The 25,832-nt window shown below is 46.6% G+C and carries 10 protein-coding genes; 4 read left to right on the top strand and 6 right to left on the bottom strand.

Going from position 1 to position 25,832, the window contains the following annotated elements; genetic code table 11:
• Window positions 1-34 precede the first annotated feature (34 nt).
• Genes pfaC through ACVBIL_RS08565 form a run of 4 tightly spaced genes read right to left on the bottom strand, consistent with a single transcriptional unit; the run spans window position 35 to window position 17,275 of the window.
• Window positions 35-6,040, bottom strand: coding sequence for an eicosapentaenoate synthase subunit PfaC (gene pfaC, locus ACVBIL_RS08580; RefSeq protein WP_447166561.1), 6,006 nt, complete (start codon window positions 6,038-6,040; stop codon window positions 35-37).
• Complete coding sequence (locus ACVBIL_RS08575; RefSeq protein WP_447166560.1) at window positions 6,040-8,238, bottom strand: PfaB family protein; 2,199 nt, start codon at window positions 8,236-8,238, stop codon at window positions 6,040-6,042. The genes pfaC and ACVBIL_RS08575 overlap by 1 nt, the downstream gene beginning before the upstream one ends.
• The gene (gene pfaA / locus ACVBIL_RS08570) at window positions 8,238-16,409 is read right to left on the bottom strand and encodes an eicosapentaenoate synthase subunit PfaA (protein WP_447166559.1); all 8,172 of its coding nucleotides are present in this window, start codon (window positions 16,407-16,409) and stop codon (window positions 8,238-8,240) included. Before pfaA ends, ACVBIL_RS08575 begins: the two co-directional genes overlap by 1 nt.
• Entirely contained in the window at window positions 16,409-17,275 is an 867-nt protein-coding gene (locus ACVBIL_RS08565; RefSeq protein WP_447166558.1) for a transcriptional regulator, read from the bottom strand. Before ACVBIL_RS08565 ends, pfaA begins: the two co-directional genes overlap by 1 nt.
• A gap of 365 nt (window positions 17,276-17,640) precedes the next feature.
• On the opposite strand from ACVBIL_RS08565, the gene fusA reads away from it, so the two are divergent.
• Both fusA and ACVBIL_RS08555 read left to right on the top strand, forming a co-directional pair.
• Complete coding sequence (fusA, locus tag ACVBIL_RS08560) at window positions 17,641-19,668, top strand: elongation factor G (protein ID WP_447166557.1); 2,028 nt, start codon at window positions 17,641-17,643, stop codon at window positions 19,666-19,668.
• Between the two features lie 212 nt (window positions 19,669-19,880).
• The gene (locus ACVBIL_RS08555) at window positions 19,881-20,870 is read left to right on the top strand and encodes a 4'-phosphopantetheinyl transferase family protein (protein WP_447166556.1); all 990 of its coding nucleotides are present in this window, start codon (window positions 19,881-19,883) and stop codon (window positions 20,868-20,870) included.
• A gap of 106 nt (window positions 20,871-20,976) precedes the next feature.
• Here the strand turns inward: ACVBIL_RS08555 and ACVBIL_RS08550 are convergent, their stop codons facing one another.
• The gene (locus tag ACVBIL_RS08550; protein ID WP_447166555.1) at window positions 20,977-22,962 is read right to left on the bottom strand and encodes an alkyl/aryl-sulfatase; all 1,986 of its coding nucleotides are present in this window, start codon (window positions 22,960-22,962) and stop codon (window positions 20,977-20,979) included.
• A 197-nt stretch (window positions 22,963-23,159) separates the two neighbouring features.
• Between ACVBIL_RS08550 and ACVBIL_RS08545 the strand changes: the two genes are divergently transcribed.
• Window positions 23,160-24,077, top strand: a complete 918-nt coding sequence (locus tag ACVBIL_RS08545; protein ID WP_447166554.1) for a LysR family transcriptional regulator — start codon at window positions 23,160-23,162, stop codon at window positions 24,075-24,077.
• 61 nt (window positions 24,078-24,138) lie between these two features.
• Here ACVBIL_RS08545 and queF read toward each other — a convergent pair whose 3' ends face one another.
• Window positions 24,139-24,996: an NADPH-dependent 7-cyano-7-deazaguanine reductase QueF gene (gene queF, locus ACVBIL_RS08540; RefSeq protein WP_447166553.1), complete on the bottom strand. Its 858-nt coding sequence runs from the start codon at window positions 24,994-24,996 to the stop codon at window positions 24,139-24,141.
• A 59-nt stretch (window positions 24,997-25,055) separates the two neighbouring features.
• Here queF and syd point away from each other — a divergent pair, with 59 nt between their 5' ends.
• A complete protein-coding gene (gene syd, locus ACVBIL_RS08535) occupies window positions 25,056-25,697 on the top strand; it encodes a SecY-interacting protein (RefSeq protein WP_447166552.1) in 642 nt (213 codons plus the stop codon).
• Window positions 25,698-25,832: the final 135 nt, after the last annotated feature.

Here is a 25,832-nt window from a genome sequence, read left to right as displayed (position 1 = left end):
TTTGACCATTAACTTCAGCCAAAAAGCGAAGCTTTTAGGCTTCTTCGATGCAGATGGCAATATCAAACACTTCGTAAATACGCAACCCATCTTTACTTAGGCTGGCATTACCGGTGATCACCTTCTTACCATCTTCATCTTTAACTGAGGTAATGTTCACATCCATCGACATCTGCTTGTTCAGCGGGTTGATCTGACCGCGGTACTTCCACTTGATGTTCGATAAGATTTGGCCAAATTTAGGATTGCTAAAGCCAGCACCTAAATCTTTACTGATGGCATAAGTTTGCATGGTTTCAATAATCGCTTCAACACCTAAGGATCCTGGCATAACCGGATCTTGGTGGAAGTGGAATTGGAAGAACCAGTCACTTGGGTCAATGGTGCGCTCAGCATACAAGTAACCTAGGCCTTCAGTGCCGCCATTATCAACAATTTCGACACTGTCGATAAAGTTAAGTTGGCCGCCCGCTAGGCGATAATGTGGCTGGTTTGCTGGAGCGTTAAAGTGACGACCACTCTTATCAAGCAGGTTGACCTTAGTGGTTGCCGCCACGCCATTAGCCACATGCCAAGGCTGAGTGACTTTACCATTATCTAGACCAAGCTGATCTTTAAGCGCATCACCTTTGAAGTAACCAAATACAGCGTTGCCGCGATAGAAAGGCTCATTATCAACGCTTAGCTCGAAGCTAAAGCTTTGAATAATGTTGGTGCCTGCCATGACGGTCGATAACAAACGCGAGTCGTTGCGTATAGTCTTACCGCGAAGGTCAACATCGCGCAGTAACTCGCCGCTACCATCTAAGTTACGGAAGAATAGCTCAAGCCCTGGGAACCCTAGGGTTGTGCCCATATAGCCTGAAATAAAACCGTTAGGCTGCAAAGAGATTTCCATCAAAATCGAGTATGGCATGACTGCGCCATGGTTATTTTTGTCAAAATACCACGCGTCAGCGGGCACTTCATACTCTGCGATACACGATGATGGTTTTTTAAATTCGCCGCGCTTGCCGTTAACTTCAATTACACGGGTGGTCACTTGCAAGTCACCACATGGCGTGCGTGGCGGGATCATGCCGCGATAGATTGAAAACTCTGGGCCGAAGCAGTTCTCGATATTACCGGTGGCAAACTCAAACATGTGATACGGCGTAAATGGCACGGTATCTGGCACACGATTCGGGTAATCAGGGGTAATAGGCGCTTCAACGTGTGATATTGGAATAACGCCCTTGTTTGGCTCTTTGCTCAGATCAGGGATTTGCGCCATTAACGGTGCATTGACTGATGCTGGCTGGTATACCTTTTTGTTAAGAGACGCTGAAGGCTCTTTACCAAAAGACGCCGCAGGCGCTTGAGTGTTTTCAATAGCAGTGACGTTAGCAAGAGTTGGGTAACGAGTACACTCATCTTCCTCGCGGATCATCACGCCTAGGTTTTGGAAATCAACCACGGCTTTACCGTTAAGTAAAATATCAATATTGGCTTTAGCGTAAGGGCGCGGGCTGAAACCGATTTCAGTCACTTCCATACGGTAAGTTAGCACACCTGATTGTGGCAGAACTTGGCCGCGACAGCGCACTTGCTGTGAGGCGTTTTCAAGTGGCTGGAAACGGCCATTTTGAGTTTGAGTGTGCATGCCAAGGTGCAACATGTAGAACTGCAGTAACTGACCACAACCTTCAGCCATTAGTGAGCCTGCCATGACTTGGTCGCCCTTAAAGTGACACGGGAAATACCAGTGATCGGCTTCAAGTTGCTTATGACCTTCAATTAAGCCAAGACCCCAAGTACCGCCAGTGCGATCAACCTTGCTGACCTGTTCAATCATCAGGAATTTTTCAGAAGCAAAACACAGTGATGGCTGCACGTTACCTTGATGGCTAGGGCCAAAACAGCCTGCAATATCAGCGCTGAGCAACTTATGGATGTCGCCATAGCTAAATTGCGTTTTCGGGCAATCAAGTAGCGGATTGAATTGCTGCTTTTGCACAAGGCTACGCGCTTTAATCTCATCTTCAGTGCGGATAACCCCTTTGCCGTCGGCCAGCTCTTCATCGGTAAAGAAGCCAGCGCAGCCGCCATCCATTTTAAGCACCATCTTGTCGCCAACAAAACACTCGTATGAGAAGAAGAATAATAATGTTTCGCCGTTGCGGGCATAGTTATTAATCTTAATGTCATAACGCAGGGTGTCACCGCCGCGAGGCAAGTCGCCTAAGAAGGTAAGGGTGCAATCAAGTAAACGATAAACACGTTCGCCTTTGTTTTCAAAATCGATGCCGAGGTAGCTGATCAGCATTAAATCACATTGGCCCGATTCAACCGCAACCGCCCAAGGAATTTGGCCGTCGACAAGATACGGCGCATCAACAGGAATGTCGTATTCAGTGGTCATAGAGCAAGGTTTATATTGATTGATGCTCGCATCAAGCTTAGTCACGCGTGACACCAATAGATAATCGGTGGTTGGCAGACGTACGCGACGTGAATAACCGTCAATAATGGCGTAGTCATTACCAAATACGTTGGCGATATCACCTTCAGCGTATTCAACTAAATCGGCATAGTTCCAAATACACGGCTTTAATGCTGGCACTGGTGGTGTGTATGGCAGCACGTTAGCGTGATCTGGCTTGAGTTCTACGACGCTGTTTTGCACTGGCGCAGCTTGTGTTAGAACGGGTGTTAGGACTGGTGTTAGATCTTGGGCAGGTGAGCTTGCGGCAACGGCCACGCTCTCGATTGTATGACCCGTTACTTGAGCCAGTTGCTGTTTCAGCAGAGCATCAGCGACTTTCATACCCGCACTGCGGCTTTCTAGGAAGGCGAGGTGAGCTTGTTGAGCCAATTGTTGGTTCTGTTGAAAATTAGCTAGGTCGCCAGCGGCAATATCGCCAGTAACAGTATCGAGAGTCTTGTCTGTATTGTTTGTTGTATGAGTGATTGTATTTGTTGTCATTGGTGGGGTACCTAATTCACGTTTGGGTGCCAGAGCGGTTACGCCAATGTTTGCTACTGTATTTACAGTGCTGTTTGCTGCAATTGTTATTTGTGACTCTACTGAGCCAGCTGTTTCTAATGAGTTAGCCTCTACGGTGTTAGCCGCTTCTGCTGAATCAGTGGCCTTGATAGGCTTAATTGGGTTTACCACAGTCGATGCTGTCGCCTGTGCCAATTTCTGAGTAATCGTCTCAAGGTTTGCAAGCGGCGTATCGACAATATGCTGATAGATATCACGGCCACCTAAGGTGACTTGCTTCACCAGTTGGTGTTTCGCATCAGATTTAAGCTCACTGCTTAAACGCGCTGTTAACGCCTGTTGTTCGCTAGCGGTTTGGCTAATCAACAGCTGTGATAACTGGTTTTCACTAATATTGTTTATTAGCGCGCAATTAACCCCATTTGTTTGAACCGCAACTTGTTTATTTAGATTTAGTAAGCCATGTAATAGGCTTGCCATACCAGCAGCAGCAAAGCAGTGACCAATGCGCTGCGCTGCAGCTGTGTGGGTAACTTGAGTGCCCGCCATTGGCGCTAATTGAATTTGGCTCGCTGGCGCGGCCATGGTTTCAATCACTTTAATCGCATTAAAGTCGGTAGCAGTTTGGCTAAGTAGCTTGTCGGTGGCCAAAGCCGTCTCGGCGGTTTTAGCAAATCCAAGCGCATCAATTTGGCCATAAGAGCTGCCAGATGTGGTTTGATCTTTGACTAATACGACTGCGCCTGCACCTTCACCCACATTCCATGTTGTAGTCGTTGGATTGAGCTTAGGCTCAAGCGCTACCGGTGCAATAGCATTTTTGAGGATGATCTGCTCAAAGCTACCCGAAAGATCAACCGCGGCAATCACTACCGCATCTAAGTTGTCTTCCATGATGAGGTTTTGCGCCACATCGATACAGCGACTCACCGATTGCTCGGCTGCTGAAATGGTAAAGGCAGGGCCATTAAAGTCCCATAATGACGCCACTCGTGACGCCATAATATTACCAATAAAGCTGGTGTACTGATTCAGCTTGGCAGCATCAAGGACGCTATCCATGGCAATGGCTTCAAGTGCTTGATACTCGTCATCAGATAAGTTCACGCCCATTGCTGCAAGGCTTTGTTGTAGCTGGGTATGTAGGTTTACTCGGCCACGGAACTGATGCAGTTCAAGCTCGGTTTCCATCGCCACGAGTACGGCAACTTTCTGCCCCGGCTCAAGTTTGGCGTCACGAATGGCTTCGTCAGTGACTCGCATCAGCATAAGCTGCTGTGAGATCAAACGGTCATCTTCATTAGGTGGCAGCTTAAAGCGTAAAAAGTCGAGCTCGAACTTGTCGATATAAGCGCCTTTAGGCGCAGATGCTAAGCCAAACTCTGCTAAAAGTTCATTGTGCTTCTCAAGGCCTTTCCAGCGTTTTTTAGGTAGCTCGATAAAGCCATTACCGTCTTGAATCACTGCGTTGTTTAACGCATTGATACTGCTCAGCGGACCAAAGTGAGAGGCAAGGCCAACCACTTTTAGCGGCTCTGCTTGACGAGCGACTTGAGTGGCTTGCTTTGCTTGTGTAACCGCGGTGCCTTTGCCGTTGTACGACTCTAATAACAGGTGAGCATTACAACCACCAAAGCCAAACACAGATACCCCAGCGTGACGAGTTTTAACGCCATAATGATTATTCGATGGTTTATCAGGCCAGCCTTGTACCATGCTAGGCAGAGTCGCTTTGCCAAACAGTTTTCTTGGTGAGGCGATAGCATCACTAATATTAATGCTTGGTGGTAAAAAGCCTTCTTTCATGGCGAAAATCATCTTCATGATCCCCGGCATGCCTGCCGCTGTTAATAGGTGGCCTAAGTTAGACTTGGCTGAACCAATTAACGGTGCATCAGTACCTTGCAGCTTGTCTTCAAAGAAGGTTTCCATTGAGGTTAGCTCGATTTTGTCACCCAGCGGCGTGCCGGTGGCGTGACATTCGATAACTTCAATGTCTTTTGGCTCAATGTCACTGGCAGCGTAAGCACGCTCAAAAGCTTTTACCTGACCTTTTGGGTTTGGGCTTAATACAAATTGGCCTTTACCGTCATTTGATAGACCGACGCCACTAACAACTGCATAGATTTTGTCGTTATCACGCTCTGCATCTTCAAGGCGTTTAAGCACTAAAACGCCAGCGCCTTCGCCAGCAAACAAACCTTTGCTGCTGCCATCAAACGGTACTGAAATGCCGTGATCAGGATAAGCGTGGAAAATCGAGAATCCCATATTGATAAAGAAAGGATCCGCACCTGATACCGCGCCAGCAAGCATGATATCGGCTTTGCCAGTGCTTAAGTAATCACAGGCAAGTTTTAATGAGTACACTGAACTGGCACAGGCTGCATCAAGGCTTAACTGTGCGCCGCCAAGGCCTAGTGCATCGGCAACAATTTTAGAACTGTTGTGAGCAATTGCGCCGTTAGCGGCATTAAGGCTAGCTTCGTTTGACCCGCGAGCGGTATGAGCATTGGTTGGGCTGAGCTTAAATGCCTTTGCACCAAGCTTATCTTGTAGGGCCTTTTCAACTGCGCTGTGATAAATCGGCAAAAACAGATCGTTTGAGCGGGTTGTTGGGAACGACAATGCGCCCATAACAACACCTGCGCGGCTTAAATCGCAGGCATTGATATCAATACCTGCGTCAATTAGCGCGTTGCGGCTAGTGTCTAACGCCCATAAAAAACTCTGATCTAAGCCGTTTAAGCTCTGCTCTGACAGCTTGTAGCCTGCGGCGTTAAATTGAAAGTTTTCAATGTAGCCGCCTTGATTACAATAAAAGCGATCTGACTGACCTTGTACACCTTGATAGTCGCTACTGTTAGCGCCTAACTTTTCATTGCTTAAGGTGCTGCGTGAGTCACGTCTATCGAGCAGGTTTTGCCAGAACTCCTGCGGGCTTTTAGCGTCAGGATAAAGCGTGGCTAGGCCGACAATCGCAATTTTACTTTGCTTACTAGACTTGACGTCTTGAGCCGATAATTGCGTAGAAGTGTTGCCTGTTAACGACATTAGACTTCCTCTCTCAGTATAGGGTGTTCGGTAGACGCAATTGGAGTGTGCATTTTTGCCTTAACCGCAGTTAATTGGCAAAGCGTTATCTCGCGTTCGAGTCCGTCGATAAAGGGATGCAGTGACAGCGGCACCTTGTGGCTGATTAACTGTCCGAGCGCTTTTAGTAAGCTAGTGATATCCGAGCTGCCTTTGGCGTTTATCGGTACAGTGCAGCAAGGCAGGTGTTGTGCGCTGGTGCTGGCACCATCTTGTTTGGCAATTTTATCAATCAAGGTGCAATTTTGTCTGTCGGCACCGATTTCAACAAATAGCTTGGCACCTTGGTTTTGTGCGTGATGAACGAGCGCGGTAAAGTCCAAGGTTTGGCAGAAGGTGTCGGCAATAGACTGGGCAACGACTTGGCTGCTAAGTGCTTGCTGACTCACTGTTTGCTTAGTGGTTAGATCGGCGGCGCTAATAAATTGAATATCAGTCGGCAACGATTGTTTTAGCGGCTGCTGGTAAAAATCTATCACATTGTGATGTTCTTCCATTGCAGGCTCAGTATGCATTGCCGTAACGCGATTAGCGGCGATGCCACGTTTACCTAATGCCGTTAGTAGCGCGCGGCATTGCTGCTCACAGCCAGCAATCACGCAGGTATCGCCTTGAATAATCGCAAGGTAGGCGTGTGGATAATCGCCAAGTAAGGCCTGAATTGGCGCCGCTTCACTTCTAACGACAAAGCTATTCCATATAATGTCGGCATCATGGTTATTAAGCTGCCAAGCGCGTCTTACCGCGGTTAACTTGCCTGAAATAGCACTGGTGAATAATGGATCGGTTTGGGTTTTACGGATTAAATCATGAGGATTTTGCCATACCCCAAGACTGGCCCACATCGAGGCTTCACCCATTGAGTAACCTAATGCAAAATTAGGACTAATGTTAAACTCATCAGTCAGTAATTGGGTTAACAGGTAGCTTGAACCCACACCTGCAATAGCCAAGTCACCTAAGCTCATACCTGCGGCATGCTTAGGGTCGACATGGTAAATATGCTCGGCTTGTAGCATCGATTTTAAATCGCCTTCACGCTCAAGTTTGGCGTAAAGCGCTGGAAAATACTGATGCAACTCATTAAGCATATCGGCGTAAACGGTGCCAACACCTGGGTAGACAAACGCTAAGCCTGCGTGTTGGTTACCACCAAGTGGGGTCGTGCAAAAGTAACTGCCTGCCGGGGTTTTGTATTGCTTGAGTGACTCAGTATTGTTTTGCTCAAACAGCGCAGCTAAAGCATCAGTTAGTGCGTTTAACTCAAGCTTTAGATTGGCAACCGAACTGGCTTGAAGCACCGCGCGATAAGCGGGCGCGACTAGATTTGTAGCTAAATGGTTTGCAGCGAGTAGGTTCTGCTGCATCAAGGCTAATAAGGCTGGTTCATTAGCGCTGAGTGTTGTGAGTTGCTGCTGTAAATCTGCCAGTGCCAAAGCGATATCGCTTTGGCTGTTGCCGCTTAAAATAAACAGTAAACGCTGGCTATTGAGTAGCGACTTAGGCGCAATAAAACCACTGCCTTGGCTGATTAAGTAGCTGGTGGTTTCACTTTGATTACTGAAATTTATCGCCGCCACTCGGTTTTGATGAAATTCAGTAAACCAGTAATGACTTTTAGCTTGTTTAGGGCCAAGTTCAATATTGCTGTCGGCGGTTAATCGGCAATGGGTTCGGCTAGCAAGTTGCTCAACTAAGTTGCACACCTTGGCAAACTGCTGCTCACTATTGAGGTTGTGATAGCTTCGATTAGCGCTGATATCACTCAATGTACGTTTGGCCTGAGCTAATGCCAGTGCTAATGACGGTGTTAATGCCTGAGTATTTGATTGAGTCGCATCATAGGTTTGGCTACTTTGCTGCATTGCAGCTAGCTGCGCATGGGGATGAATGCGCAGCTGCGCCGCTTTAAGTGCAGGTAGCATCAGTAATGCATGGGTCGCACTTTCAAGCTTTACAATATTGCCGGCATTGATAGCGTTGGTCGCAGCATTAAGCTGCGACTCAAAGCTAGCCGACTGTTGACTGCAGTCACTGCCGCTGTCGATAACAATATTGACGATTTCAGCCGCTGCGGTTATTGCATCGAGTTGTGGCGCAGGCAGCAAAATCAGCGCGATGCGTAGCGGCATCGCACTTGCTTTAGGCGTTTGTTCCACTATTTCGCCTCACTGTCAGTTGCCAAAACGTTAGGCGAAAATGCCGCGTTTAAGCTTTTGCTTATGGTGATTTTAGCCGACTTAAACATGGCACTTAACTCGCCATTAGCATGGTATAACGCCACGTTAGCTTCAAGTGAGCGCTTGTTGTATTTAACCACTTCAAGCTCAATAACACCTGCGTCGCCAAATGCTAAAGGTTGGTAAGACACAAATTCACCAATGGCTGAAGGTAAACTCGCAGCGCCGGTTTTAAGTCTGGCCCAAACCAACATGGCTTGTAGCAGCAAATCTTCAGCAAAAGGTTGGCTACCACCCACATGAGATTGCGGCGTAAACTCGCCACAATCGCTAAGCTCAACCAATGGTAAAGCAACGCTCGCGACTAAGCCGTGGTCATCGAAACGGACAACCGATTCGATACCTTGTAGACGCGGCCCATGGAACAAGGTGCCGTTACTATAAAGCTCTTTCGCTGTGGTGATCACCTTAGCTGCACTTAAGTTAAACGGCTTGGTCACGTGCTCAGTTGTAATGTTACCTACAAGCGTTGCTTGATATTGTGGGCGGCCATTACTGCTGATCAACGCATTCAGTGTCGAATCATCGCCTGTGGGCGTTAGCTCAAGCGTTAACTCTTGAGCTGCATCAGTTTCAAATACAATGCCTTTTAGCAGTTTGTAATCTATCACTTTTACTTGAGCGCCAAGCATATCGCTCGCCGCTTCACGCATCCAGTCAATAGCACATACCGTTGGCAGGACACTGTTACCGCCTATGCGGTGATCTTCAATGAAGACCATCGCACTCGGGGTTAATGTTCGCGTTACGGTTACTGCTTGCAAAGGTGTTGTTTCTGCATCAGCACGCTGGCCCTTAGTCGCAAGACGCTGCGGGATCAGTGCAAGTTGCACCTCACCCGCATTAAGCTTTTTTACAGAAGCAGCCTCTGAAGCAGCGTCAGTGCCTTGCATAGACGTACCAATTAGCAATTGCACGCCAGTCTCTCCCAATAGCTGAGTCGCAAATAGCTCTGCACCCGCTTTTAATGGAATAACGTATACGCCGCGGTCAGTAAACATTTTCTTAAGCGCAGGGTTAACCATGCCGCCATCCCAAGGGCCCCAGTTAAAGCTCATCACTTTAGCTTGTGGGTTGCGAGCAGTGAACTGCAGCGCTGCCTTGTTGAGAATGTCGTTCGACATCGCGTAATCGCTTTGGCCTGTATTACCGTAAAAACCTGCTGCTGATGAGAACATAGCAAGTAGCTTAATCTTGCTTGGCTCAAGTGCGGCAAGTAGTGCTTTAAGGCCGTTAACCTTAGTGCCGTATACGCGAGCAAGTTCTGCTAAGGTTTTGTCTTGAATATGCTTATCAGCAAGTACACCAGCGCCATGAATTAGGCCGGTTATTTCAGATGAACGACCTTTTAGCGCGGCAGTAATCGCTGCACTATCGGTGACATCCATGCTGACATATTCAGCTGAGGCGCCGACGGTTACAAATGCTGTTAATGCAGTATTAATTTCAATGCTGCTTTGAACTGGCCAAACTAACGCATCAACCTGCTTTGGGGTTGGCTTTTGACCGCTAGCGATAATGTGAGCAATCGCTGCTGATTTTAGCTCGCTCGTTTGCTTGCCTTCAGCCCAGCTTGGCACTGCTTGCAATTCACTACGGCCCGCTAAGATAAAGTGAGACTGGCTGCGACTTGCTAGCGCTAGGGCACATTCAAAGGTTACGCCTTTTGCGCCACCGGTCACCAGTATTTTATCTGAGCTATTGAGTTCGGCTTTAGCGGTTTTATTGCTCGCTTCACCGGCAGTGAGGGTGACACGACTAATATCGCCTTGCTCGTTGGTGGCAATCCCGACTTCAGCTAGTTGACTGTTAGCATCAAATAACTCGCAAGCTATGGCATCAGCAAAGTGAGTTGCATCAACATCTGTTGCAATGTCTAACGCACGACAGAAAACTTGTGGCCATTCATGGCTCAATGTTTTAGTTAAGCCTGCTAGTGCCGCTTGGTTTAGCTCGGCGTCTTTCAGTGCATCAGTATTTAAGTAACCAAAGCCACCATCGATACGGCTTACGGTAACAAAACAGCGGCGCGCGTCTGATGCAGCAACTAGTTTTGGTTGCAACAGTTTGGCCCACAAAAATGCATTGCTTACGTGAGTAAAGCTTTGTGCATCCAAGTTTACTGCTGTTTGCTCTGCAGTGTTGGCTTCAGGCTGTAGGTGGATAAAGCCGCCAATCGTGCCAACCTGAGTTTCAATTTGTGCGATAACCGCAGCAATATTTGCTTCAAGCTCAGACTCCTTGCTTGATGCTAGTTCAAAGCTGGCAACATCACTTGAAAGCGGCGATTGTGGCTGACCTTCAGCTAGGCGTACAACGGCAATTTTTAGCCCTTGTTTGCTAAGTTTCTCGGCTAACACTCCGGCGTTGTGACCATCATCATTGATCACAACGGTAGTGTCTGCGGCGAAACAGTTTGGTAATTTGTCCGCCGCGTTAAGCTTTTTTAGCGCTACCTCGCTATGAGGAGGAAGTTCTACTCTTGGTTCTGCAGACAATGGCGCTGGCTTAGCAGAGCCTTCAGCCGCACTTGTATTAGCAGAGCCATCAGCGGCACTTGTAGATAGCTTAGAGTTCATATAGCTAACGATTTCGCCAAGGGTGCGACACTCAGCGAGATCTTCAGGATTAAGCTCAGGCAGACCCGGTAGCTCATCTTGTACTGTGCCAAGAATTTCAACGCGCTTGATTGAATCGATACCTAAATCGGCTTCCATATCCATGCTTAGCTCAAGCATTTCAGTTGGGTAACCGGTTTTATCGGCAACCACTGACATCATGGTGCTCTGTACTTTTTGCGCGCTCAAGGCTGTTTCAGCGCTCAGACCGTTTACTGCTGGTGCAGCTGCACTTGTAGAAAGCTTAGAGTTCATATAGCTAACGATTTCGCCAAGGGTGCGACACTCAGCAAGATCTTCAGGATTAAGCTCAGGCAAACCCGGTAGCTCGTCTTGTACTGTGCCAAGAATTTCAACGCGCTTGATAGAATCGATACCTAAGTCAGCTTCCATATCCATGCTTAGCTCAAGCATTTCAGTTGGGTAACCAGTCTTGTCGGCAACCACTGACATCATGGTGCTCTGTACTTTTTGCGCGCTCAGGGCTGTCTGTGCGCTCAAGGCTGTTTCAGCGCTCAGACCGTTTACTGCTGGTGCAGCTGCACTTGTATTAGCAGAGCCATCAGCTGCACTTGTAGATAGCTTAGAGTTCATATAGCTAACGATTTCACCAAGGGTGCGACACTCAGCTAAATCTTCAGGATTAAGCTCAGGCAGACCCGGTAGCTCGTCTTGTACTGTGCCAAGAATTTCAACGCGCTTGATAGAATCGATACCTAAATCGGCTTCCATATCCATGCTTAGTTCAAGCATTTCAGTTGGGTAACCAGTCTTGTCGGCAACCACTGACATCATAGTAGCCTGTACCTTGTCGGCAGAAAGGCCGTTTGCTGTGGCCACTAGCGTAACAGTCGCAGCAGTAGTAACTGGAACTGATGAAAGCTTGCTATTCATGTACGCCACGATTTCGCCAAGGGTGCGACACTCAGCAAGATCTTCAGGATTAAGCTCAGGCAAACCCGGTAGCTCGTCTTGTACTGTACCTAAAATTTCAACGCGCTTGATAGAATCGATGCCAAGATCGGCTTCCATATCCATTTCAAGCTCAAGCATTTCAGTTGGGTAACCGGTCTTGTCGGCAACCACTGACATCATAGTAGCCTGTACCTTGTCGGCAGAAAGGCCGTTTGCTGTGGCCACTAGCGTAACAGTCGCAGCAGTAGTAACTGGAACTGATGAAAGCTTGCTATTCATATAAGCCACGATTTCGCCAAGAGTACGACACTCGGCTAAATCTTCTGGGCTAAGCTCAGGCAAACCCGGTAGCTCGTCTTGTACTGTACCTAAAATTTCAACGCGCTTGATAGAATCGATGCCTAAATCGGCTTCCATATCCATTTCAAGCTCTAGCATTTCAGTTGGGTAACCGGTCTTGTCGGCAACCACTGACATCATGGTGCTCTGTACTTTTTGCGCGCTCAGGGCTGTCTGTGCGCTCAAGGCTGTTTCAGCGCTCAGACCGTATACTGCTGGTGCAGCTGCACTTGTAGAAAGCTTAGAGTTCATATAAGCCACGATTTCGCCAAGAGTACGACACTCAGCTAAATCTTCTGGGCTAAGCTCAGGCAAACCCGGTAGCTCGTCTTGTACTGTACCTAAAATTTCAACGCGCTTGATAGAATCGATGCCTAAATCGGCTTCCATATCCATTTCAAGCTCTAGCATTTCAGTTGGGTAACCGGTTTTATCGCTAACCACTTCAAGCATGGTGCTCTGCACTTTTGCAGCGCTCAAGGCTGTTTCAGCGCTAATAGCTGCTGCAGGACTTGTATTCGTTGGTACAACAGCTGCTTGAACAGGCGCAGCTTGGCGAACAACGTGTGCTGCTGGTGCATTTACCACCGGGGCAGTTTGTACTGGCGCTGCTACAGGTGTTGACTGTGCTTGTGGAGTTCGAGTTGGCTGCACTGGCGCAGTATTAACTGGCGCTGCAATTGCTGGCTGAGCAACAACTTGGCTTTGAACAGCGATTGGCGCATAAGTTGCTTGGTTGCCGTTGAGTAGGTTCAATGCTGCAATATTGCTACCCGCTTGCATTTCTAAGAATTGGGTATGGCTTTGCAGTGTTTGCGCTTGTAGCTGGTGGAACTGCTCCATAGAGCGTTGTAGGCTCTCAGGGATCGCAACACCTGAACTTGCCAGTTTAGTCTGCTCTGTCATCAAGGTTGTGAAAGTCTCGCCGTATTGCTGCGGGATCTCCAAGAACTGCTGATGCAGCTGAGCGGTTTGCTGCTGCGCGGCAAAGAAGTTACTTAATGCATCACCGCTAATGCTATGAGCTGCTGGCTTACTGTTTTTAGACACAAATTGGCTCTCTATACCGGAATCTATAACTGGATCTACAACTGAACGGGCTTGGACTGCATTGGCTTGCATTGCACCCACTGGGGCTGCAACCTCAACAATCTTTTCAACCTCAACCACTTTTTCTATAATTTTTTCGATTTCAACTAGCTTCTCAACTTCAACCACTTTCTCTTCAACCACACGTTCGATTTGTGAAGTGACGATGCCTGTCTCTAGAGACTTAGCCATCTTGGCGCGAGTCGCTTTGCTGATATGGTTTGCAGCATTGAGCGAAATACTCATTGGTGACTTTTTCGCTGGCGCTGCAATATCGGCTTGGTATGGGTCGATTTCGCTTAATACAACACCTGTAACCGCAAGCTGCATTGCGGCTTGCTTAAGTTGTACGTCGCTATCACCCTTAGGATTTGGGTTGATAGAGATGGTGCATACTTCACTGTCGGTATTAGCTAGGGTGCCTTGAACTAACTTTTGTAAGATGTTCTTTGGGCCGAACTCAACAAATACGCGTGCGCCGGCGTCATACATGGATTCAAGCTGGTTTGTAAAGCGAACTGATTGAAGCATATGTTTCTTAAACGAGGCTTTAATCTTTGCGGCAGTGCTGTCATAAAGTGCGCCAGTTGCATTTGAGTAAAGCGCACGGCTAGCTTTAGTAAACTTGGCTGCATCAATCGCTTTAGCAAACGGGGCTTGCGCGTGACCCACAAGCTCGGTGTGGAATGCACCCGATACTGGCAGATTAATTGCTTTGTAACCAAGCTCACTTAAGGCTTTTGCCGCATCAGCAGTAGTCGCTGTTGGGCCTGCAATCACAGATTGCGTTGGCGCGTTATAGTTAGCCACTTTTACGCCATCGAACTTGGCGATAGTGCTTTCTAGTGTGCTCAAGTCCTCTGCTTTATGGATAACTGCAAACATGGCGCCAGTGTCGGCTTCAACGCCATCTTTGGCTTCGGCTTTAGTTGCCATGGCATCGCCACGGGCAAAGGCGAGCTTGTAGTAATCATCTGCTGAAATAACGCCGGCAGCGCACAATGCACTTAACTCACCAAAGCTGTGACCCGCCACCATATCGGCATTAAAGCCTGCAGCAGTAAACAGATCATATTGGCCCATTGAAATCGCGCCAATCGCGCTTTGGGCATTGGCGGTATTGGTCAAAATGGCTTCTTGCGCTTTTAAATCATCTTTATTAAATACAGGCTTTGGATATAAGGTTTGCGATAACGGTGTTTTGTTATTGGCAGCAAAGACTTTATCGGCCGTTACAAATTGCTGGCGCATTTCTGGGTAATAACAAGCAAGGTCGCGGCCCATATTGAGGTACTGAGAACCTTGGCCGGCAAACAGTGCGGCAACTTTACCGTCGATTGCAGCTGCGCGGTAGCTAGTGCCACCTGGCAGTTGCCATGCGTTATCATCACTTGCAGATAGTTTTGCAACAGCTTGCTTAATTAAGCTTGTTAATTCATCAGCGGTATTGGCGACTAAACCAATACGCGGCGCCTTTTTATCAAGCTCACGTAGTGGGTAGTTTGCGGCTGCATCTTTGAGGATAAATTCCGCTTGGTTTACAGATGCTGCTAGTGCGTTTAGCTCGTTAATCAACGTCGCTTTATCGCTTGCGCTGACAAGGAAACTTTGCGCCACTTGGCGTTGACGATACTTGGCTTTTTCGCTATCAATGCGGCTGTGTTCCTGATTGTACTCTTCAAGTACAAAGTGGAAGTTAGTGCCACCAAAACCAAATGAGCTAATACCGGCACGGCGCGGCGTGCCATCTGTACGCGGTAACCACGGACGGGTTTCAGTGTTTAAGTAAAACGGCGAGTTCTCAATATCCAGCTTAGGGCTTGGTTGGCTGACGTTAATCGTTGCCGGTAATACTTTGTGGTGTAGTGCCAGTGCCGCTTTAATAAGGCCTGCAGTACCTGCCGTCGACTTAGTATGACCAATTTGTGATTTTACCGAGCCCAGCGCAATGTGTTGCTTGGTGTCATTTTCGTCACGAAACACTGAACAAAGACCGGCAAATTCTGCCGCGTCGCCTGCTGCCGTACCTGTGCCGTGCGCTTCGATAAGCCCAAGTGTATGCGGCGCAAAACCTGCGTCATCGTAAGCGCGGTTTAGTGCTTTAGCTTGGCCTTCAGGGCGAGGGGCGTAGATAGATTTAAACTTACCATCAGATGATGAGCCCACACCTTTAATGACTGAGTAAATACGGTCGCCATCACGCTCCGCATCTTCAAGGCGTTTTAGCGCCACCATGCCAATACCTTCACCAATCATCATGCCTTTTGAATCGATATCAAATGGCTGAATGGTTTCGTTAGTGGTAAAGGCTGGGGTCTTTGAAAAGCTCATGTACATAGATGGTGAGTTGTCGGTACACACGCCACCGGTGATCATCATCTCTGAACGGCCTTCAACGAGCTCGCTCAGTGCCATACGCATTGCGGCGAGTGAGCCTGCACATGCGGCATCGACCACACAGTTCATGCCGCCAAAGTCAAAGCGGTTAGCAATACGGCCTGCAATCACGTTACCTAGTGAACCAGGAAATGAGTTCTCTTCCCAGTGTACATATTGGTCTTGGAATTTTTTGATCAGCATTTCGCTGTCTGTATCGCTAATACCACTGTTAGCAAACACTTTTTTAAGTACAGGGTATTGTAGACGAGCCGTTAGGCTGTGGCTGATTTTTTGGCCGCCGCCGACGCCAAGAGTAATACCAATCTTATCTCTATCATATCCTTCAGGCAGGTTAGCATCGGCTAACACTTCTTTGGCGACGATAAGCGATAACAACTGTGATGAGTCGGTAAGCTCTAAGATATTTGGCGGTAGGCCAAACTCCATTGGGTTGAAGTCAACATCGGGTAAGAAACCGCCACGCTTACAGTAGCTTTTATCTGGCGTGCTTTTATTGGCATCATAGTATTCTTCTGGCTGCCAGTGAGTTGCTGGCAACTCGGTAATCGCATCGATTTTCTCGCTGATTAAGTCCCAAAACTTATTCAAATAACGCGAGTTGGCAAAAATGCTCGCCATGCCAACGATTGCGATTGGCATATCTTTAAGGCGTTTATTTAGGCGTGAATCAGCTTGTGAGTCTTGTGCTTGCTCTGTTGCTGAATTTGTAGGTTTAGAGGTTTGGCTCATTATGAGTCTCCACTGGGTGCCTGAAACTCAGGCGTCTTGTTGTTTGTTTTAGGCTTATCTTTTGAGGTGTGGCGATTTGGCGTCGCACCAGGAAAGCGTTGTAAAAAGCTGTGATAGTTACGAACGAGTAACTTTCGTAAATGGAATGGCCCATGTTTAAGCACATAGGTCATGTATCGGTTGGTGGCTTGGGTATTACCATCTTGATAGATGTCGAGATAGATCCAATCGCTATGAGGATCGATGCCGAGCAGAATTGAGCTAGGTTGTTGTTCGGTTAATTTCGGTGGAATGGTCAGTGATACCACCTGCACCACGTTGTCGCCGTCGTTGCTTGGCAAGGCTAAAGTTTTAGCGAGTGCTTTATAGTGCAATGTATAGGTTTGTACATCGCTGCCTTGGGTGACTGGAATTTGGTTAAAGTAACGCATCGGCACGCTAGGGCTGGTAATGTCACTGATCCGTGATACGCCATAACGCTTTAAACAGCGTGCTAACCCTGAGCGTGAAACATTAGGGTTAATAAATCTTTGGGTGGCTTTTAATAAGGTATCGAGCGGCATCTTCAGCTGATAACGCAAGCCAACCACAACGTACTCCTGCAGCGGAGTTAGCGTGGTATTTAGATGATGCGGCGTATTAGGGGTATTTTCGACAGAGTCGCGCTTGCGCCACTTACGGACGGTGGCCTCACTGATATTTAATATTTTTGAGAGTTGACTGACGCCAAGAACGGACTCTTGAATGAATCGACGCATCTCAGGGGTTGTAGTGGCATTGCCATGCCTGCTCTCTGTATCTATCTGCGTACACTTATTCGACGTATTATTCGCTTGTTCTAAGTGTTCACTGCTTATTTCTGCCATCAGTTTAGCGGGTATCCGTTAATAATCTGTTGGGACTTAATGATGATAATACTTGATGTGAACTTAGCGCTAAGCCACATTCAGTCGTCATTCAGTCGATATTTTTTAGCTAATAGCCGAGCAGACTACCTGAGCTTATTGTGCAATACAATCACCTGGGACTTAATAATTACTGATACGACCAGGTTGAGTGAACACTTGTAAGCTAAGAGCTTGTTTTGAAGCTTGCTTTTTACTGTTTCTAAAAAGAGTGATCTAGCTCAAATATTGCCTGTTTACAGGGAGCTATACTGGTTTAAATTCGTTCAGTAAAGATTGCTAATAGAAAAATGGATTGACTAAATAATGTAAAAAAGGAGGCCAATATGGCTGAGTTTACTACCGAGCAAATCCGCAACTTGGCTGTGCTCGGACACACAGGATCAGGAAAGTCTTCTTTGTTAGAGGCACTTCTGTTTCGTGCTGAAGCGATAACATTAAAAGGCAGGGTGGATAAGGGCACTAATCACGCTGATTTCACTGCCCAAGAAAAATCCCACCGTCACAGTTTAGAACCTTCATTCCTCAATATCGATTACGCCAATCACCACATCAACATCATAGACACCCCAGGATTACCTGACTTCTTCGGTCGAGCCTTATTGCCGTTACCAGGCGTTGAGTCTGTTGTTTTGGTGATCCACGCTGGCGTGGGTATCGAAGCGATAACCAAAAGAGCCTTTGAAGCAGCCCGTAGTCAAGGTAAAGCGGTACTCATCGTTATTAATCATATTGATGGCAATGAGTCGGCGTTAGCCCCTTTGCTGCAAGCGATTCAAGATCAATTTGGTCAGCGATGCTTACCGGTTAATTTGCCAAATGCTGAGGGAGATGGGGTGGTGGATTGCTACTTACATTGTGATCCCCAAGCTCAGGCCGATTTTATTGGCGCAGAAACCGCCCGCGATGAATTAGTCGATACGGTACTTGAAGAAGATGAGAAGTTAATGGAGCTCTATCTTGAGCAGGGCGAATCATTAACACCTGAGCAACTTCATGTACCATTAGAAACCGCGCTGCGCTTGGGCCACCTAGTCCCGGTATGTTTTACCAGTGCCGAGAAGGAGATCGGTATCAGTTCTCTGCTAGAGATATTAATTAAGTTGATGCCAAACCCACTTGAGGCCAATCCACCATTGTTTGTGAATGGTTTTGGCGAAAGTGCCAAACCCGTGACGGTTATTCAGAGTGCTAACGAACACGTGCTAGCCCACGTATTTAGGGTCGCCGTTGATCCATTTTTTGGTCGGATGGGTGTGTTCCGTTTATATCAAGGCACCATTAATGTGGGGATGAAGCTCTTCATTGGCCAAGGGCGTAAGCCATTTAAAGTGGCTCACCTAACTAAGTTGCAGGGGGAGAAGCATATTGATGTCGCTCAAGCCATACCGGGGGACATTTGTGCAATTACTAAGGTTGATGAGTTAGAGATTGGTGCAGTACTGCATGACAGTCACGATGAAGATGATTTTCATATGCTTGAAAATAGCCTACCGAAACCTATTTTTGGACTGGCGGTTGCCCCTAAAAGACGTGGTGATGAACAAAAACTGTCAGAGGTGTTAAACAAACTCGTGGCCGAAGACCCCAGTTTGCGAATCACTCGTGGTGAAACGCAGGGGCAAACTCTACTGCAGGGACAGGGAGATCTACATCTGCAAATCGCGCTGGAAAAAGCACAGACGGTGTTTAATGTGGATATGGAAACCGAAATTCCCGCCGTGCCTTATCGAGAGACCATTTTGGCCGAGGCTAAGTGTCGTTATCGCCATAAGAAGCAGTCAGGTGGATCTGGGCAGTTTGGTGAAGTCGAGCTGATGGTTGAGCCTTTAGCCCGTGGTCAAGGTTTTGAGTTTGTCAGTAAAGTGGTTGGTGGCTCTGTACCGAGCCAATATATTCCCGCGGTAGAGAAAGGGGTTCGTGAGGCTATGCTCGTTGGAGGCTTAGGCGGTTTCCCGATGCAAGATATTAAGGTCACAGTACTAGATGGCAAGCATCATAGCGTTGATTCGAAAGAGATAGCGTTTGTAATGGCGGGTAAGCGAGCGTTTATGGAGGCGGTCACATCGGCACAACCTGTGATCCTCGAACCTGTTGTCGATATGCAAATATGTGTTGAGCAGGGCTATGTTGGTGAGATCACCGGTGACATTAGTGCCTCTAGAGGCATGGTGTGTGGCACACAGGCGCAAACCAATGGCATGGTCGAGGTGAGTGTAGAAGCACCACTTGCAAATGTTGCAGATTACTCAACTAGGCTTAAATCGATGACAGGAGGAGACGGTCAGTTCTCAATGCGCTTTAGCCGTTACGATGTGGTTCCCGATAAGGTACAAACAGTGCTGATGAGTTAACGGTTCACTGTGGCTTATGTCACTTGTTTTAATGACGTGGTGACATTTTGCCTACTGTAGAAAAAGGGCTCGACGTTAAATGGCGAACTTCAGTCTCTAATAGAGGCTGAAGTGAGTGAGTTGATCATGGTGGCATTTGAGTTTGTTACTGTTGTTTTTAATTAAAACAGGCCACAATAGCCTTATTATCTGTGTTTATATTTGAGCTTGTCTTGTCTGAATTTACTTCCATAAAACTGTTTTTTTGTCCGTTAAGTACAGCAGATCTCGATGTTGACTCTGCGGCCTTGATTAAGTCTTGGCTGCCGCAAGATGAAGTCGATAAAGTTAATCGTTACATCAAGCAAGAAGCGAAAGATCAAGGTTTGATGGTCAGAGGGTTCCTGCGCGCACTCTTATCGCAGCAAGTATCACAACAAGTATCAAAACAGGCTAACTTAAGGCCCGATGAATGGTGTTTCGAGTACGGTGATAAAGGTAAGCCTAGGCTAACTGACGCGCAGTTTAAACAAACCGGCATCCATTTCAATTTAAGTCATAGCGGCGACTGGCTACTCGTGGGTATATGTCAGCCAAGCTCTAACACTCAATATTACAATGCGGCTGATGCTGTGGAGTTTGGGGTCGATATTGAGCGCTGCCGCAGCAGTACCAATATTCATTCAATACTCAGTCATTATTTCTCCGAGCTAGAAAAGGCGGCGTTACTCGGATTGCCACAAGAGTTGCAGCGAGCGCGTTTCTTTGATCTGTGGGCGCTTAAAGAGTCTTACATAAAAGCTAAGGGCTTAGGGCTAGCCTTGTCGCTTAAATCCTTTGCATTTGATTTTTCGAGCTTAGTTGAGACCTCTTTACAACTCGATAGGGGGCAAAGTAATGATGGAATGTATGGTACAGAGAGCATTGAAGAAGAGATAACTGGAACTCTTGCGAACCATAAGCATATACGACTAAAACAAAATATTTCATTGGCGACACAACAAGAGACGACTGAAAAGCTAGAACGTCATAAAGCTAGCGAGAACACTGGTGAGAGCAGGGAGCTAAGGCGGTGTGAGCAACAGATGCAAGCAGCTAAAGGTTGGCATTGCTGCCTTGGGCACTTAGATGATAGCTACCGTTTTGCAGTTAGTATTGGTCAGTGTCAGCAAGTAGACATTGAAGCAAACGAAGTTAGCTTAAAATCCTTGTTAGCACTTTAATGTTATAGCGTGATAGTCGAGTCTGAAAAATAAAACGGGGCGCTAAATACGCCCCGTTTTTATTTTTAGCTTTTAACCTGCTTCTTTAGTGAGAGCCATAGTTAGCTTACTTTACTGGCGTCGGCACTATCTCAAATTCTGGGTTGAACTCCACCATGCTGCTGGCTATTTTGCCAAAGGCTTCTTTGTCGCCTGTTAGTTTGGCATCGCCGCTAGCTAATAGGGCTTTGAGAGTGACTTGTCCGAGTAAAATGCGGTTGACATCTGCCTTGTTGACAATAAGGTTAGCATCCGCTGGCTGCTCTTTATCGACCTCAACATTACTCAAGTTGCCGTTACTTAGCTCAATATAGAGCATATCTTGAGTGTCAGGTGTGATGATGTTCATCTTAACTAAGCCATGCTTGGCGGCGACTTGGCTGTCAATTTTGACGGCAAGGAAGTCGAAAAGTGTCGGCATGTCCATCTCACTTATTACATCAGCAGATGCCGTTTTTGGAGTGCCAGCCTGAATGCCGACTCTTAACTCTTGCGCGCCAGTTAAGTAGATATTTCTCCAGCCCGCACCTTCTGATTGATAACCTAGCTGCTCATAGGTATCGGCAAGCAGTTGTCGTGCCTCATCATTCTTAGGGAAAGCTGTTACCACCTTATTCAACGCTGTCGCAACAAAGCGGTATTCGCCTTGAGCATAATCATCTTTTGCACGTTTAACCGCGGCATCGGCTCCGCCCATATACTCGACAAACTTAGCCGATTCAAGCTTAGTCGGTAGCGGATTTAGATTAGCTGGATTCATATCAAAGTAGCCAAGATACTTGTTATAAACCGCTTTGGCGTTATGGCTATAAGTACCGTGGTAACCATTGGTGTGCCATGTCTTATAGATAGACTCTGGAATCGTGTCTTGAATCGCATCGCCAATATCTTGAATACCTACACCATCGTTAGCCAGTCTTAGTGTTTGGTTATGGACTAAACCGTAGTTATCACGTTGTAGACGCAGGAACTGATTGATATCTTGATTGCCCCAAACAGGCGCTGAATGTGAAGCAAATAGCACTTCAACATCATCGCCGAAGGCATTAATCATCTCGTTAATGTCTTTTGACCACTTTAGTGCATCGCGAACTTTTGCACCGCGAAGGGTATAAACATTGTGCATGCCCTGATAAGTCAGCTCTCCGGTCCAGAGTGCTTTTTTTGATGGAATGTAAGTGATCATCTCAGACTCGGCTTCGGTACCTGACGCATCCATAAACACCATCTCTAGACCATCTATGGTCAGCGTTTCCCATTTGCCTTCACCGTTTAGGGTGTAATCTGGCGCGACATAGGTGATCTCACCTTTTGATAAGCCTTTACCTAATGCAGCATCGACAATGCCGTGATCATGTTTACCTAGGGTGGCCCCATATTGATAGGCCGCGCGGCGACTCATAGCGTTGCCTGCTAGGACGTTTTCATCAACAATTTCTTTGGTGATGTTATCTGAGCCGTAGACTTTGACGTCAGGGAACATCTCTTGTATGCCTCGAGCACCGCCAAAATGGTCGGCGTGACTATGGGAGTAAATCATGGCAACTACGGGTAAGTTGCCATCTTTCGGTAGGTTCTTTAAAGCAAACTCAAGTGAGGCTTTAGCTGCTTCTTTTGTTAAAAGGACATCGTAGGCAATCCAGCCATTGTCACTGCGAATCAGGGTTAAGTTCGACAAGTCAGTGCCGCGAACCTGATAGATCCCATCGCTGACCTTATATAAGCCATTAGGCACCATATTGAGCTGAGCTTGACGATAGAGTGACGGGTTAACTGAATCGGGTGTCTTGTCACTAATGAAGGCAAATTCAGCTCTTAAGATATCGGCAGTGGCTTTATCAAACTTGGCGACAAGGTTTTTGGAAGACTGCTCGAAAGCGCGTGTATCGGCAAAATTAAGGGTATCTGCTACGGCCTTGTTATGGGCAATAGTGTGTTCGGTCGCATCCTTCCCTTGGTATTGCACTGTGATGTGATCATGTTCGTGCTGGGCCGCGATAGCATTGAATGAGAAAATAGACATGATAGAGATAGCAAGTAGAGTCTGTTTCATAGGTTACCCTCAGTAAATTGATTTGGTTCAAACATTACGTCTCAATAGGAATGAACAATTAATGTTTTGAAGACGTCTTTCGATGAATGTAGCCAGTATATCGATGGTTTTATGATTAATAATTAGCGATAGCTTTACATTTAATATTTATAATATGAATATTAGGAGGGTTTAAGTAATGCTAAGGTGTGGGGAATATGTCGCAACAGAAGTCATTCGATCTCAATCTCTTTCGTATTTTTACCTCTGTGTATCGCACCAGTTCTTTTAGCCGTGCAGCAGAAGAGCTTGATTTGACGCAATCGTCGGTGAGTAACGCAATCGCTAGATTGAAAGTCACGGTAGGAGAAGAGCTATTTATTCGAGTGGGAAGGGGGGTTAAGCCCACGGCGAGTGCGATGAATCTTTATCAGCAATTAGCTATTCCTGTGTCAGAAATTGAGCAGGTTGCCTCAAGTTTCGAAATGTTTGATGCAAGTCGCAGTGAACGTACCTTCTATGTCTATGCCAGTGAATCGGCGATTCAGCTACTACAAGGCTTAGTTGAGCAAGCTCTAGAAGGGCTCTCAATCAATATTGTATTTCGTGAACCACCTTTGATAGAAGAAGAGTTGCAGATGGATCTACAGCTTGAAAAAGTCGATTTAGCACTGGATATTTGGTTGCCCGAGTCGGCATCTTTTAAGAGTCAAAAGGTGATGCAGGATAAATTGGTGTGCGTGGCTAGAAAAGACCATCCGCGCGTTGATAGTGCGATTACTCAAGAGCAGTATTTTAGTGAAAAGCATATTATTTTTAAAATGCGCCGCTATAACTTAAGTGTTGTCGATCTGCTGACTAAACATGTTCTACCGGCGAGACAGATGCACAGTGAGCAATCATCGATTTTAAGCATGATGGCAGTGGCCTCTAAAAGTGATGCCTTGGCTATTGCTTCGAAGTCTTATACCGATGAATATGCAGAGCTGTTTGGGCTACAGGTCTTTGACCTACCGTTTGCGGTAGAGCCGATAGAGTATTATATGGTTTGGAGCCATAAGCTCGAGCAAAACCCTGCCAATATTTGGCTTAGAAATACGTTGAATTTAGCCATTAAACGTCGAGAGTTAGATTGAGGGGGGAGATAGAAATGCCTGTCAGCTCAAACGAGACAGGCATTTTTATAACCGAGTTTTTTTACTGTCTGGCTAGACGATGGTTTTCTGCCGGATGTTCAAAGTCGCTGCGATATGGATTGATATCTAAACCGCCACGGCGTGTGTAACGGGCATAAACCGTCAGCTTTGCGCATTGGCAGAAACGTTTAAGATCGACGAAAATTCGTTCAACACACTGCTCATGAAACTCGTTGTGCTGTCTAAAAGAGATTAGATATCTAAGTAGCTTTTCGCGATCAATTTTTGGCCCTTGATAGCGGACCATCACCGTGCCCCAATCTGGCTGTGAAGTGATCAAGCAATTTGACTTTAACAAGTTAGAGGTCAATGTTTCGGCGACCATGATTTTGTCATCTACGCTATCGACCAAATAGTCAGGATTAAAACTATAATCATTAACTTCAATATCTAAATCATCAATGCACGTTCCTGGCATTTCAACCACCCGCTGGTGGCTAAATTGCTTAGGTTCGATAATTTTTACGCTTACCTCACCAACGGCACAGGCACTTAAATCTTGGGTTAAGCGCTCTTGTACGGCTTGAACACTATCGAAGTGGGTTTGATTATAGCTATTTAAGTAAAGCTTAAATGACTTAGATTCAATCAGATTTTTGCTATCAAAACTTAGGCTAAACTCTGCAATGGCAATCATAGGTTTTCCCTTAGCATTTAGCCAAGAAAGCTCGTAGCCAGTCCAGATATCGCATCCATGAAACGGCAGCTCTTGAGTAAGGCCAATAGCATCACGGTTTAATTTACGCGGCACGCCTTGAAGTAAAGATGCATCATACTGCTCTTGATAACCTGTCGACTTTCCTAATGTTAATTCTGAAAGTTCGGGTGCGTTACTGTAGGGATCATGATGTTGTGTCATCAATACGGTTTCCATGTCAAAATAGACCTCTATTATAACTGATTTTGGAACTGGCTTAAGTGTCTTCTTTACCCGCTTTAGATCTTTTTTTATCTAAATATCAACAAGCCTATGTCGATAAGCTTGGCGAGCAACCTCGATATTATGCTCAAGAGCAAGAGTCTGACTGCATTATGGGGGCACCCGACGCCGATGACGCGGTTTTTTGGCAAGCCGTTGTTAGAGATGAACCCGGTAAATTTGATAACGTCGAAACAGCATTGGAACTAAGCTTAACGCCTGAGATTAATGCCTTTTATGGACGTCACTTTTCGGCGCCGCTATTTTTTGATTCGCAATGGGGCATGGGAGAGCTTATTCAAGTTTGGAATCAAACAGACTTTGAGTACCTGCAGCAGAACGTCATTGGGCATCTAATGATGAAGAAAAAGCTTAAGCAGGAACAGACTTGGTTTATCGGCGTACTCGATGAAGAAGACAAGATGCTGACGGTGAACAATACTGATGGCAGTGTCTGGATTGAGATCCCTGGAGAAGTGCAGAGCGTTAAGTTAGCTGAAGGTTTAGATGAGTTTATCGAGCAGTTGACGCCGCGAGTTACTCCACCAATCAAGCAGGTGGAAGAGTCAATGCCAGAACTTGACCACCCCGGTATTTGGCAGCGTATGAAGCTAATGTGGCAAAACTTACGTGGTAAATAATAGTCAATGGACTTAAAGAAATGGCTCTTTGTTAAAGAGCCATTTTTATATCTAAAGAAACGTGATCGTTAGAAATCATTTAAAACCGACGTTAATAAATCGTTTAACACTGGCTTTATCCCTGCTCTTAACAAT

This window comes from Shewanella sp. 125m-7, assembly GCF_052977045.1.
The sequence above is the reverse complement of the archived record's forward strand: the minus strand, read 5'-3'. Positions and strand labels throughout refer to the sequence as shown.